Below are 12,482 nucleotides of genomic sequence, written 5' to 3'. Positions count from 1 at the left end.
GGAAATGGAAAAACGTGACGAACGGAATCCTGCTCGCCCTCATCGCCTATGCAAGCTATTCGTGCAGCGATGCGGTTATCAAGAGCCTTGGCGGACAGTTCACCGTCTTCGAGATCGGTTTCTTCGTGACGCTGTTTTCCGGCTTCTTCCTGTTTTTCAGCCGGCCGGCCGATGAGCGCTGGCGTGGTTTCTGGCGCCCGCCAACCGCATCGCGCCAACGCACTATTCGCAGATCGTCTGGGCGGTCATCCTCGGCGCGCTGTTCTTCCAGGAATATCCCGACTGGCTGTCCCTGGTCGGCCTTGCCGTCGTGGGCGCTTCCGGCCTGCTGACCATGGTGCGCGAGGAAGTTCGGTTGGGTACGGTGCGCTGGAACCCGCTTGCCCGGACAAGACTGTGAGCGAGCGGCGGTTGCACGGTTATAGTGACCGCTGATATGCGGACGCGATGACGACAAGACCCTTGCCGGAGCTGCCGGTGTCCGCCGTACTACCGGCGCTGAGCGAGGCGCTCGGTGCTGGCAACAGCGCCGTGCTGGTGGCGCCGCCCGGGGCCGGCAAGACGACGCTGGTGCCGCTGGCGCTGCTCGATGCGCCTTGGCTGGGCGCCGGCAAGATCGTCCTTCTCGAACCGCGCCGGCTCGCCGCCCGCGCCGCTGCCCGCCGCATGGCCGAATTGCTCGGCGAAGAGCCCGGCGCAACAGTTGGCTATGCCATGCGCATGGAAAGCCGCACTTCTGCAAAGACCAGGATATTGGTCGTCACCGAAGGCGTGCTGGCGCGCATGATCCTCGACGATCCGGAACTGCCCGGCGTCTCGGCGGTCATCTTCGACGAGTTCCACGAGCGCTCGCTCGACGGCGATTTCGGTCTGGCGCTGGCGCTCGACGTGCAAGGGGCGCTGCGGCCGGATGTGCGACTGCTGGTAATGTCGGCGACGCTCGATGGCGCGCGCGTGGCCAAACTCCTGTCTGGCGCCCCGGTGATCGAAAGCGAAGGCCGGGCCTTTCCCGTCGACATCCGTTACGACGAACGGCCGGCCGGCGTTCCCGTCGAAGACGCCATGGCCAAGGCGATCCGCTCCGCCCTTGCCGAGGAGAGCGGCAGCGTCCTCGCTTTCCTGCCCGGCCAGCGCGAGATCGAGCGCACCGCCGAGCGCCTGCAGGACCGCCTCGGCGCCGACACCGACATCGTGCCGCTCTACGGCCAGCTCGACAACAGGGCGCAGGATGCCGCGATCAAGCCGGCGCCACCCGGCCGCCGCAAGGTGGTGCTGGCGACGTCGATCGCCGAGACCTCGATCACCATTGACGGCGTGCGCGTCATCATTGATTCAGGCCTGTCGCGGCTCCCGCGCTACGAGCCGGCGAGCGGACTGACGCGGCTGGAGACGGTGCGTGTTTCCAAGGCATCGGCCGACCAGCGCGCCGGCCGCGCCGGGCGCACGCAGCCAGGCGTCGCCATCCGGCTGTGGCGGGCCGAGCAGACAGCAGCGCTTCCCGCTTTCACCCCGCCCGAAATACTCGAAGCCGACCTCTCCGGGCTGCTGCTCGACTGCGCCGCCTTCGGCGTCGCCGATCCGGCGAGCCTGTCCTTCCTCGATCCGCCGCCTACGCCTGCGCTCAACGAGGCGAGGGCACTGCTCGGCGCGCTGCACGCCATCGATCCGGCCGGGCGGCTGACGGAGCAAGGCGGTGCGATGCGCAAACTCGCACTGCCGGTACGGCTGGCGCACATGGTCGCCGAAGCCGCTGGCAGGGGCCACGCGCTTGAGGCGGCGATGCTGGCCGTGCTGCTGACCGAGCGTGGCCTCGGCGGTGACGGCGCCGACCTCGAACGCCGGCTCATGCGCTTTCGCAGCGAGAAATCGCCACGCGCCATTGGGGCGAGGCAACTGGCCGAGCGGCTGGCGAAGCAGGCGGGCGGCGCCAAGAGCAGCGAAGCCGCTTCTGCCGGTCTTTTGCTCATCCACGCATGGCCGGACCGCCTCGCCAGGGCGCGCGGCGAGCGCGGCCGCTTTGTGCTCGCCAACGGTTCCGGCGCCATGCTCGACGCCGCCGATCCGCTGGCCGGCGAGCCCTGGCTGGTCGTCGCCGATTTGCAGGGCAAGGCGCAGAACGCCCGCATCACCGCGGCGGCGGCCGTCGACGATGCCGACATCCGCGCTGCATTGTCCGACAGGATAGAGACCCGCCGCGAGACGAGCTTCGACCGCGAGCGGCGCGCGGTGCGCGTGCGCGAGACCGCCAGGCTCGGCGCCATCACTTTGTCCGAGCGCATGCTGCCGGCGCCTTCCGGCGTCGATGCCGACCGCGCCATCCTGGATGCCTTGCGCGAACACGGTCTGTCGCTGTTGGAGTGGGGCAAGGAGGGGGAGACGCTTCGGCAGCGCCTTGGCTGGTTGCATCGCGGCCTCGGCGCGCCCTGGCCCGATGTTTCGGACGCCGCCCTCATCGAACGCCTCGACGACTGGCTGCTGCCGTTCCTGTCCGGCAAGGCATCCTTCGCCGCGATCGATCCGGGCACGCTGTCGTCAGGCCTGATGGCGCTGGTACCGCACGATCTGCAGCGCAAGATCGGCACGCTGGCGCCGACGCATTTCGACGCGCCGTCCGGCAGCCATGTGCCGATCCGCTATGATGGCGAATGGCCGGTGCTGGCTATCCGCGTGCAGGAGCTGTTCGGCCTTGACCGCCATCCCGCCATCGCCAACGGCACCGTGCCGCTGACGCTCGAGCTGCTGTCGCCGGCGCACCGGCCGATCCAGACGACGCGCGACCTGCCCGGCTTCTGGCGTGGCTCCTGGGCCGATGTGCGCACCGACATGCGCGGCCGTTATCCCCGCCATGTCTGGCCGGAAAATCCGCTGCTCGCCGCCGCTACGGCGCGGGCAAAACCGCGCGGCACCTAGCCTTTGTCCTTTCCCGGCTATAATCCTTTGCCATGATCAACATCCTGCACGCGCCCGACTTCCAGCAAAGCCAGCGGCTGCGCCTCAACACGCTGATCCGGCTGCGCTGGCTGGCCATTGTCGGCCAGAGCCTGACCGTGCTGTTCGTCGCCTATGGGTTGAAATTCCCGCTGCCGGTCAGCCTCTGCTTCGCGCTGATCGCCTGTTCGGCCTGGCTGAACCTGGTGCTGACCTTCCGCTATCCGGCAGCGCACCGGCTGACCCCGTTCCCGGCTTTCTTCATCCTGACCTTCGACAGCCTGCAGCTTGCGGGCCTGCTCTACATGACCGGCGGCCTCACCAATCCGTTCTCGCTGCTGATGACCGTACCTGTGGTCGTCTCGGCGACATCTTTGCCGCTTCGTCTCACAGCCATACTTGGTGGGCTGGTGACGGTGGGGGCAAGCTTGCTGGTGTTCTTCCACCTGCCGCTCCCCTGGTACGAGGGCGCGCCGCCGCCCATGCCGTTCATCTATGTCGCCGGCATCTGGATGGCGGTGTTCTCCTCGATCGCCTTCACCGCCATCTATGCCTTCCGCGTCGCCGAGGAAGCCCGCCTGCTCGCCAATGCGCTTGCCGCCACCGAACTGGTGCTGCAGCGCGAGCAGCATCTGTCGGCGCTGGATGGGCTCGCCGCTGCCGCCGCGCACGAGCTCGGCACACCGCTCGCCACCATCGCCCTTGTCTCCAAGGAAATGGAAAAGGCGCTGGGCGACGACCCGAAATTCGGCGAGGACGTCAAACTGCTGCGGTCGCAGAGCGAGCGCTGCCGCGAGATCCTGAAACGGCTGACCAGCCTGTCCTCCGAGGGCGAGGCGCATCTGTCGCGGCTGCCGCTGACCTCGCTGGTCGAGGAGGTGACGGCGCCGCACCGCGATTTCGGCATCTCGATCAAGCTGCGGCCGGGCGAACGCATCGGCCCCGAGCCGGTTGGGCGGCGCAACCCCGGCGTCATCTACGGTCTCGGCAATCTGGTCGAGAACGCCGTCGACTTCGCCCGCAAGACCGTCACTATAAGCTGGAGCTGGGACGAGCTCGACGTCACCTTCTCGATCATCGATGACGGCCCGGGCTTTCCGCCCGAAATCATCGACCGCATCGGCGAGCCCTATATGTCGACGCGCCAGGGCAACGAAACCGGCGGCGGCCTGGGTCTCGGGCTGTTCATCGCCAAGACCTTGCTCGAACGCTCCGGCGCCACGCTCGATTTCCGCAATTCGAGCGGGCTGGGTGAGGGCGCTATCGTGCAGATATCGTGGCCGCGCACCGTCTTCCTCAACCCGCAATCGGTGGGAACCTCGATGTTCGACACCGCCTGAAACATTTTGATTTGGTGCATGATCCTTTCCGAAAATCGACTGCGATTTTCGGGGTCATGCATTGGCTGAGACCGGCAAAATTGGACAATGGCGTTCAGGAACTATATCTGCGTAAAATTAAGGCAGCAGGATTTTTGAGACGATGACCGGCGAAGAAGCAATTGGTGCAATGGTTGAAGGCGAGGACACCTCGCTGCTGATCGTCGATGACGACAAGCCGTTCCTGACCCGGCTGGCCCGCGCCATGGAAACCAGGGGTTTCGTGGTCGAGACGGCCGAGAGCGTCGAGGAGGCGGTCGGCAAGGCGCGCGCCCATCCGCCGGCCTATGCGGTGGTCGACATGCGGCTCGGCGACGGCAACGGCCTCGACGTCGTCGCCGCCATTCGCGAGAAGCGCGATGATGCCCGCACGGTCATACTCACCGGCTATGGCAACATCGCCACCGCGGTGACTGCGGTGAAGCTCGGCGCCATCGACTATCTGTCGAAGCCCGCCGACGCCGACGATGTTTTTGCGGCGTTGACCCGCACCGCCGGCGAGCGCGCCGCCCCGCCTGAAAATCCGATGTCGGCCGATCGCGTGCGCTGGGAACACATCCAGCGCGTCTACGAAATGTGCGACCGCAACGTCTCCGAGACAGCGCGCCGGCTGAACATGCACCGCCGCACGCTGCAGCGGATACTGGCCAAGCGCGCGCCGCGTTAGAGACTGTTTGGAAATTCTACTCCGGCGGCCATCTGATGGCGCTTTCTGCGCTTCCGGTGCTCACGGACCCAAATGTCCGCTGCGCTCCGGTTCTCGAAACCACCACCATATGACTCGCCAGAGCGAATTTCGAAACAGTCTCTGAGAGGGCGGAGGAAACATGCGAGACGAGCGGCCGAAATCCATCCTTCGCGAATTCCTCGATGGCGAGGCGGCGGGTGGCATCATCCTGATGGTGGCGGCGGCCCTTGCGCTGATCGTTGCCAACTCGCCGCTGGCCGAAACCTATTTCGCCGCACTCCACGCCTATATCGGCCCGCTCAGCCTCTCGCACTGGATCAATGACGGGCTGATGGCGGTGTTCTTCCTACTGGTCGGCCTCGAGATCAAGCGCGAGATGCTGGACGGCCAGCTCTCGACCTGGCCGCGCCGCGTGCTGCCCGGCATCGCCGCGGCCGGCGGCATGCTGGCTCCCGCGCTGGTCTATGTCGCCATAAACCGAAACAACGCCGCCGCCGCGCTCTCCGGCTGGGCGATCCCGACCGCCACCGACATCGCCTTTGCGCTCGGCGTGCTGTCGCTGCTCGGCAATCGCGTGCCGGCGTCGCTGAAAATCTTCCTTACCGCGCTCGCCATCATCGACGATCTCGGCGCCGTCATCATCATCGCCATCTTCTACACAAGCGGGCTGTCGCTGGCCTATCTCGCCGCCGCCTTCGCCGTCATCGCGGTGCTCATCGTACTTAACCGCAGGCGGGTGACGACGCTGACGCCCTATCTCGTGCTCGGCGCCATCCTGTGGGTGCTGGTGCTGAAATCGGGTGTGCATGCGACGCTGGCCGGCGTTGCGCTGGCCCTGACCATCCCGCTCAAAGTGTCTCCCGGCAGCGGCCACGATCTCGACCATTCGCCGCTGCACCGGCTCGAACACGGTCTGCACAAAATTGTGCCGTTCTTCGTCATCCCGATCTTCGGCTTTGCCAACGCCGGCGTATCCCTGGCCGGCCTCAGCACCGCTGCTTTGGTCGAACCACTGACGCTCGGCGTTGCCGCCGGCCTCGTGCTGGGCAAGCTGGTCGGCGTCTTCGGCTCCTCGGCGCTGGCGATCCGGTTCGGCTTTGCCGACCTGCCGGTCAACGCCGGCTGGCTGCACATGATCGGCATCTCGCTGCTCTGCGGCATCGGCTTCACCATGAGCCTGTTCATCGGCCTGCTCGCCTTCGCCAGCGACGTGGCGCTGCAGGACGCGGTCAAGGTCGGCATCCTCGCCGGCTCGCTGATCGCCGCATTGCTGGGTGCCGCCGTGCTGCTGGCGGCGCCGGCGGCGGATGACGCTATGGACGAGGATTAAGGCCAGACAGACGACAGGCCGAAGGCCGCAAGTAGTTCGGGGCCGAGCGGCGGCACGTAGATTGTCAGCGAGGCGATTTTGTCGTCGGTGGGCTCGATGACATGCAGCGAGTGGGCTCGCCATACAAGGTCCTGATGGCTGCTCGCGTAGACCCCGACAGCCGGCTGGCCATTGGCCCGGGTGGCCACCGTGCGATAGCCGGCAAAATTGCCCCAGACGGTATCGAGGAAAGTGCGGATCGCCTCACGTCCCCGATACCATTCCAGCCATGGCGGCATATGATAGGTGGCGTCCTCTCTCAACAGCTCGATCAGGCCATCGAGGTTGGCGGCCTGCCAGGCCTGCATGTAACGCTCCAGCAACTGGGCCTCTTGCCGGTTGGGCCGTGACCGTTGCAGCGGACGCCCCTGAGGATATCGCTCGCCAAGCGTTGCGCGGGCCCGCTGCAGGGCGCTGTTGATCGAAGCGGTCGACCCACCCAGCAATTGTGCCGTCTCGAGCGCCGACCACCCCAGCACGTCGCACAGCAAAAGCGCGGCCCGCTGCCTGGGCGGCAGCAGCTGGATCGCGGCGACGAAGGCCAGTTGCACGGCCTCGCGCGTTTCGTAGCGCGCTTCCGGGCCGGGCTCGCCGTCAACGAGGTCCGGAAGCTCCGCGTCAGGATAAGGCTCCAGCCAGGTGAGTTCTGTCGCCGGCCCGCTTGTGGCCGGCCCGCGCGAGGGCGGACGCTCGGGTTGCTGGAGAATGCGGTGCGTCGCCGATCTCGCCTTTATGGCGTTGAGACAGCTGTTGGTGGCGATCGTGTAGAGCCAGCCGCGAACCGAGCCGCGTCCGTCGAATTGCGACCTTGCGCGCCATGCCCGCAGGAACGTGTCCTGGACCAGGTCGTCCGCCTCGTGCAGCGAACCCATCATCCGGTAGCAATGCAGCTTGAGTTCGCGGCGGTGGGCTGCGGTCAGACGCTCGAAGGCCGGCCGATCGAGGATCGGTCGGCCCAGTGGCTCAAGAGGGCCAGGAGCGTCTGTCATATGGAGCCTGCGGTGCTTAAATCGCCTTGCATCCTGGGCGCCTCAGGCCGCTGCCGCAAGTCCGCTGCCGCTGACGGTGAAGGAGCTGCCTTCCGATTTCCCGGTGGCGAGCGCAACCACCGCCCGTCCTACATCGGCCGGCGTCTGCAAGTCGGTCATGCTCGCAAGGACGTCTGCAGGCTGGATGCCCAAATAGGCTGCAAAGCCGTCCAGCCCGGCATCGCCTATCCCGGTCCCTGGCATGATGCGCGCCGGTGCGAGCGCCATAAAGCGCAGGTCCAGTCCAAGCCGATCCGACTCCTTTTGGCAATGACCGGCCAGGAAGATCTGCATGCGTTTTGCGCCTGCATACCCGCCGGCGAACGGCGGTCCGCCGCTCAAGGCTGCGCCACTGGAGATCAGCACAACCCGGCTCCCCGGCTTGAGCGGGGTGTTGAGCGCGGCCTTGCAGAACAGGAATGCCGCCTTGACGTCGGTTTCCCAGTTCACCGAGAAGTCCTCCCAGCTTTGTTCCTGCAAAGGCGCGGACGGAGCAAGGGCGCCGGCGCAGATCACCAGCAAATCCGGCTCGAGCGCGACGAAAACCGCATCGGGTGCGGTCTCGTCGGTGGCGTCGACCGCAAGCGTCTTCACAGCTGGTTTCTCCCAGGAGAGCTCTTTCAGGGCCGCCGCGCCACGGGCAACGGCAAGCACTGTCGCGCCCTCGCCGAGTGCAGCCTCCACGATCGAGCGGCCGACACCCCGGCTGCCTCCGATGACGACGACATTCTGACCTTGCAACGATCCCATGGATCACCTCTCTTCCGGTCGCCGGACCATCCAGACGTACCTGTTGATGAGGACAGCCGAGGTGAGCGGAATCATCGGTGCAGGTCAAAAATTGTCTCAAGGGATCGGCGAGCCCGCGCGGAGCCATGGTCGGGCGCCGGCGTCAGCGGCGACGCGGTCGCCTGTCCGGCGCCCTGCTATTCACTTTCACCGTCCATCGCCGGCACCGAAACACCGGCCAGTTCCGCCGCCAGCAATCGCGCGGCCCCGGCCCGCGCGATCCGCAACATCAGCGCCTTGCGCGTCGCCGCCACCATTCGGTGCTCCGGCGCATCGCGCAGGATCTCGGCGCCGTAGCCATCCGAAAGGATGAAGCCGCATTCCTCGGGGAAGATCTCCGCCGGCACGCCGGGATGGGTGGCGAAGAAGAAGCGGTCAGAATGCAGCCGGTAGTCGGGCCATTTGCGGTCGACGCGAAAATCCTCGATCGAGGATTTGATCTCGATGATCCAGATGTCGCCCTGCCGGGTCAGCGCGACGAGATCGGCGCGGCGCCCGGTGGCCAGCGACAGTTCGGGCAGCACATGCATGCCCATCTGCATCAACAGCCGCTGCACGCCACGCCGCACCAGCATGGCGCGTTCCGACTGGCGGCCGTCGATGAGGGGATTGAGGGGAATCGGGGAAATGATCGGCATGGCAGCCACCATGCCAGATTTTGTTCACGGTTTGAACCTGTTTTTGGAAGGCGATTATCGGGTTGACAAACCCATTTGAGGGAGGCCCAGGTTTTTCATCGCTGACGCCTCATCAAAGCTTCATGAACGTTTACTAATGTTCCCAATTTGGAGGGAACGTTTGGTGGAGGAGGCCAGGCCGCACAGACCGATCTATCGCTTACAGCGGATCGACGGCGACCATGTGATGACCATTGTCACCTTCTACTCGGCTGCGGAGGCCCTGACGGTGCTACAGAACCTGCCGAACGGTTACAGGCTGACGCTCGACAACCGCCAAGTGTTGCCTTCATCCGCTCGTCACGATGGTGATGCAAGTTAGCCGGTGCCGATGGGGTGTATCGGCGCAACTCCCAAGACCTCCAGCTAGCCCGGGATGCCGCCCGGGCATTCTTTTATGCAGTGCCTAGTTTCGCTTTGATCGTTGCGACAGCCGCCGTTGTTCGCGAGGGCTGCCAAGCCGTAGGGCAAAAGCCGGCGCAGTTCCCCAACGCCAAACTGCACCGGCCAAGCGAGCCAAGAAACGCCGCTCTGAATTTATCTTACCGCACATTAGCAATCTCTCAAGCAAGACTGAGTGCCCAAGGTCGATGGGCACAAAGGTGCAAGGCACGCCCTGGGGGAATAGCCGGTGCGGCCCGGGGCTATCGTTGGGGTGCAGGCCGCACCGGCCACTGCGGGTTTTGATTGGATCGTCCCTCCCGCACTGCCTAAAGTATTTACATATTAGCAATTGCGCAACTAAGCATTTTGGAGCTACCCAGCCGTAGGGAATGGCTACGGCTTTTGGGAGCGCTGGCGTCGAGCTAGTTCTTTTACCTGTTCGTTGGTGAGCTTCGGCGCCTCCCCTGAAGGGCTTTGGGTGGACGCATTCCGAACCGATGAGGATGTCCGCAGTGTTGGCGAGGTTATGCCCTTGGGGGCGCGGTGTGCCCCGTTTTGCTGATCATCGAGCTTCTGGCAATTCACCTACTGCTGGGCCGGCGCGCCTTCCACAAGGCGGGCCGTTGGCGTTAGGATTGCAGTTCCTGCTTGGGGGAGGGGCTATGTTTTCGCGAGGTGTCACGGTTGATCTAATTTTCACCGCTGCAGCGGGCGTCGCTACTGTCGTATGCGTGCTTTTAACTCAAAGGTATAAGGTCAAGCAGTCACTTCTTATCCGCCTGTTCCTCCTGATTATGATTGGGGCAATTTTGCTGGAAATGAAGGTGGCAGTCGCTTTCGATTTGATCCCGGCATCGCGCCTCACCAGGCGACTATCCGGTTTGCATACCTGGGGTGACGGCTTGATCCGAGCGCCTTCCGCGATCGCACCATATTTGATCCGGGTGCAGTCTGGTAATGATCCGCAGCGGCCCTATGTCGTGCCAGTCAGCTTCCGTTCTTGGTTATAAGACGGCAGGACTAAAGTCTTGCGCCGTTAGCGCAAAGGTCTGATGTAACCGCTTTGGTTCCGTTCTTGTCCATTGGACGTTCCGCATTTTAGCCAAACGAGATATTAGACTTTTAGCGAAGTTTTCGTCCGCGTCCGACGTCCAGTCTATTCCGGCGCCGGCCTTTCAAGCCGACGTCGGCCTGTCTCCGGCCGGCGCCGATCCTGCAATATCGTCAAGGATCGGGCAGTCCGGCCGGTCATCACCATGGCAGGCGTGGATCAGCTTCTGCAAGGTCGCGCGCATCGACTGCAGCTCGCGCACTTTCTCCTCGATGGCGCTGACATGGGCGGCGGCGATCTCGCGCACGTCGTGGCTGGCGCGGCTGCGGTCTCGGTAGAGCGCCATCAACTGGCGGCAATCCTCGATTGAAAAGCCGAGGTTGCGCGCGCGGCGCAGGAAGGCCAGCCGGTGGATGTCGTCGCTGGAATAATCGCGATAACCATTGCCGGCGCGCGCCGGCGCGATCAAGCCGATCTCTTCATAGTAGCGGATGGTCTTGGCCGGCAGGCCGGACCGCGCCGCGGCATCGCCAACATTCATCGTGGTTCCTCGATGTGGTTCCCTGAATCTGGGCCATCCGATAGGACCGCCCATTGTTTTTCCTTCACAATCCCGTGAGCCCTGTTGCCGAAATGCCATAGTTGACGGCTTACCGGCACGTAAGCTCTTGCATATAGGCATCGCGCCCTTGGCAAGCAAAGCAAATGCCAGCAAGAATGATTTCAGGAAAAGCGGCCGCAACGTGCCGCTCGATTCTGGGCGGGGCATCGGACCATTTCATGCGCATGAAGTCATTTGCAATCGTCGCTGCACTTGCGTTGTCGACCGCGATCTCGGGTTGCAGCACGATCGGCTCGCAGCTCTTCACCAACAACTACGGCGCGGTGAACGATGCAGGCTATCAGCTGCCGCGCATTCCGATCGAGAAGGTGCCGCTGAAGTATCATCGGCAGGAGGTGAACTACGACACCTCGGAAAAGCCTGGTACCATCGTCGTCGATACGCAGAACAAGTTTCTCTACTTCGTCGAAGGCGACGGCCGGGCGATCCGCTACGGCATCGGCGTCGGCCGCGAAGGTTTTGAATGGCACGGCACCGCCCACATCGCGCTGAAGCGCGAATGGCCGACATGGACCCCGCCGCGGCAGATGATTCAGCGCCAGCCGGAGCTGGCCAAATTCGCCGGCGGCATGGAGCCGGGCCTGAAGAACCCGCTCGGCGCGCGCGCCATGTACCTGTTCAACAAGGGCGGCGACATGGGCTACCGCCTGCATGGCAGCCCGGAATGGAATTCGATCGGCAAGGCGATGTCGTCGGGCTGCATCCGGCTGATGAACCAGGACATCATCGACCTCTACGACCGCACTTCGGTCGGCGCCAAGGTCATCGTGATGTAAGGACCACGATCCCGAAAGGCAGGAACCGCTTTTCGAACGAGATCATGGACTGACTTGAAATGCTTTTAGTGCGCGGACCGTCTGGGCAACAACTGACGTCCAAAAACAGAAAACCGGGCAATTCGGCCCGGTTTTTTGTTGCTCGTTCAATTGGATGAAGAGGCCTTAAGAGACCTGCTCGACCTGCTGCACTTCCGGCACGAAATGCCGCAGCAGGTTCTGGATGCCGTGCTTCAGCGTCGCCGTCGAGGACGGGCAGCCGGCGCAGGCGCCCTTCATGTGCAGGAACACGGTGCCGTTCTCGAAGCCGCGGAAGGTGATGTCGCCGCCATCCTGGGCAACCGCCGGGCGCACCCTGGTGTCGAGCAGTTCCTTGATGGTGATGACCAGTTCTTCGTCGGCCTTGTCGTAGAACTCACCGGTCTGGCTGGTCTCCGCGGCAGGGCCGGCGTTGACCATGACGGGCGCGCCCGACATGAAATGCTCCATGATGGCGCCGAGGATGGCCGGCTTCAGATGCTGCCAGTCGGGGCCGTCCTTGGTCACGGTGATGAAGTCATAGCCGAAGAACACACCGGTGACGCCGGGGATCTCGAACAGCCGGCCGGCCAGCGGCGAGGCTGAAGCAGCACTGTCGGCGTCGCGGAAATCGGCAGTGCCTTCAACAAGCACTTCCTTGCCGGGCAGGAATTTCAGCGTTGCCGGGTTCGGCGTCGATTCGGTCTGGATGAACATGGCCGTCTCCGTGCCCCAGTCGGGCAACTAGTTTGGAATAGTTCTAAATAGGCTCA

At 64.3% G+C, this 12,482-nt stretch carries 11 protein-coding genes and 1 pseudogene; 7 read left to right on the top strand and 5 right to left on the bottom strand.

Features of this window, described 5'->3' with window-relative positions; all coding sequences use genetic code 11:
* Window positions 1–14 precede the first annotated feature (14 nt).
* The 5 genes and pseudogenes from ACWGTO_RS16200 (at window position 15) to nhaA (ending at window position 6,325) form a co-directional block, all read left to right on the top strand.
* Window positions 15–400 (top strand): annotated as a pseudogene (locus ACWGTO_RS16200) (hypothetical protein).
* A 47-nt stretch (window positions 401–447) separates the two neighbouring features.
* The gene (gene hrpB, locus ACWGTO_RS16195; RefSeq protein WP_454575827.1) at window positions 448–2,910 is read left to right on the top strand and encodes an ATP-dependent helicase HrpB; all 2,463 of its coding nucleotides are present in this window, start codon (window positions 448–450) and stop codon (window positions 2,908–2,910) included.
* A gap of 32 nt (window positions 2,911–2,942) precedes the next feature.
* Window positions 2,943–4,268 carry an ActS/PrrB/RegB family redox-sensitive histidine kinase gene (locus tag ACWGTO_RS16190; protein WP_454575826.1) on the top strand — a complete coding sequence of 442 codons (1,326 nt, stop codon included), beginning with the start codon at window positions 2,943–2,945 and terminating at the stop codon, window positions 4,266–4,268.
* A gap of 142 nt (window positions 4,269–4,410) precedes the next feature.
* A complete protein-coding gene (locus ACWGTO_RS16185) occupies window positions 4,411–4,974 on the top strand; it encodes an ActR/PrrA/RegA family redox response regulator transcription factor (protein WP_454575825.1) in 564 nt (187 codons plus the stop codon).
* A 160-nt stretch (window positions 4,975–5,134) separates the two neighbouring features.
* Window positions 5,135–6,325 carry a Na+/H+ antiporter NhaA gene (gene nhaA, locus ACWGTO_RS16180; protein ID WP_454575824.1) on the top strand — a complete coding sequence of 397 codons (1,191 nt, stop codon included), beginning with the start codon at window positions 5,135–5,137 and terminating at the stop codon, window positions 6,323–6,325.
* Here nhaA and ACWGTO_RS16175 read toward each other — a convergent pair.
* From ACWGTO_RS16175 to ACWGTO_RS16165, 3 genes are all read right to left on the bottom strand, one after another.
* Window positions 6,322–7,353, bottom strand: coding sequence for an RNA polymerase subunit sigma-70 (locus ACWGTO_RS16175; protein ID WP_454575823.1), 1,032 nt, complete (start codon window positions 7,351–7,353; stop codon window positions 6,322–6,324). The genes nhaA and ACWGTO_RS16175 overlap by 4 nt on opposite strands.
* A 42-nt stretch (window positions 7,354–7,395) precedes the next feature.
* Window positions 7,396–8,142 carry an SDR family NAD(P)-dependent oxidoreductase gene (locus tag ACWGTO_RS16170; RefSeq protein ID WP_454575822.1) on the bottom strand — a complete coding sequence of 249 codons (747 nt, stop codon included), beginning with the start codon at window positions 8,140–8,142 and terminating at the stop codon, window positions 7,396–7,398.
* A 176-nt stretch (window positions 8,143–8,318) separates the two neighbouring features.
* Window positions 8,319–8,819: an MmcB family DNA repair protein gene (locus tag ACWGTO_RS16165; protein ID WP_454575821.1), complete on the bottom strand. Its 501-nt coding sequence runs from the start codon at window positions 8,817–8,819 to the stop codon at window positions 8,319–8,321.
* A 160-nt stretch (window positions 8,820–8,979) separates the two neighbouring features.
* On the opposite strand from ACWGTO_RS16165, the gene ACWGTO_RS16160 reads away from it, so the two are divergent.
* Window positions 8,980–9,180, top strand: a complete 201-nt coding sequence (locus ACWGTO_RS16160; protein ID WP_454575820.1) for a hypothetical protein — start codon at window positions 8,980–8,982, stop codon at window positions 9,178–9,180.
* 1,237 nt (window positions 9,181–10,417) lie between these two features.
* On the opposite strand, the gene cueR is transcribed toward ACWGTO_RS16160, so the two are convergent.
* Window positions 10,418–10,834, bottom strand: a complete 417-nt coding sequence (cueR, locus tag ACWGTO_RS16155) for a Cu(I)-responsive transcriptional regulator (RefSeq protein ID WP_454575819.1) — start codon at window positions 10,832–10,834, stop codon at window positions 10,418–10,420.
* Window positions 10,835–11,073: 239 nt separating this feature from the next.
* Between cueR and ACWGTO_RS16150 the strand changes: the two genes are divergently transcribed.
* Window positions 11,074–11,691 (top strand): L,D-transpeptidase, encoded by a 618-nt coding sequence (locus tag ACWGTO_RS16150; protein WP_142867562.1) that lies wholly within the window; start codon window positions 11,074–11,076, stop codon window positions 11,689–11,691.
* A gap of 165 nt (window positions 11,692–11,856) precedes the next feature.
* Here the strand turns inward: ACWGTO_RS16150 and ACWGTO_RS16145 are convergent, their stop codons facing one another.
* Window positions 11,857–12,426: a NifU family protein gene (locus tag ACWGTO_RS16145; RefSeq protein ID WP_112560600.1), complete on the bottom strand. Its 570-nt coding sequence runs from the start codon at window positions 12,424–12,426 to the stop codon at window positions 11,857–11,859.
* Between the last annotated feature and the right edge of the window lie 56 nt (window positions 12,427–12,482).

The organism is Mesorhizobium sp. PL10 (assembly GCF_053714315.1).
The sequence above is the reverse complement of the archived record's forward strand: the minus strand, read 5'-3'. Positions and strand labels throughout refer to the sequence as shown.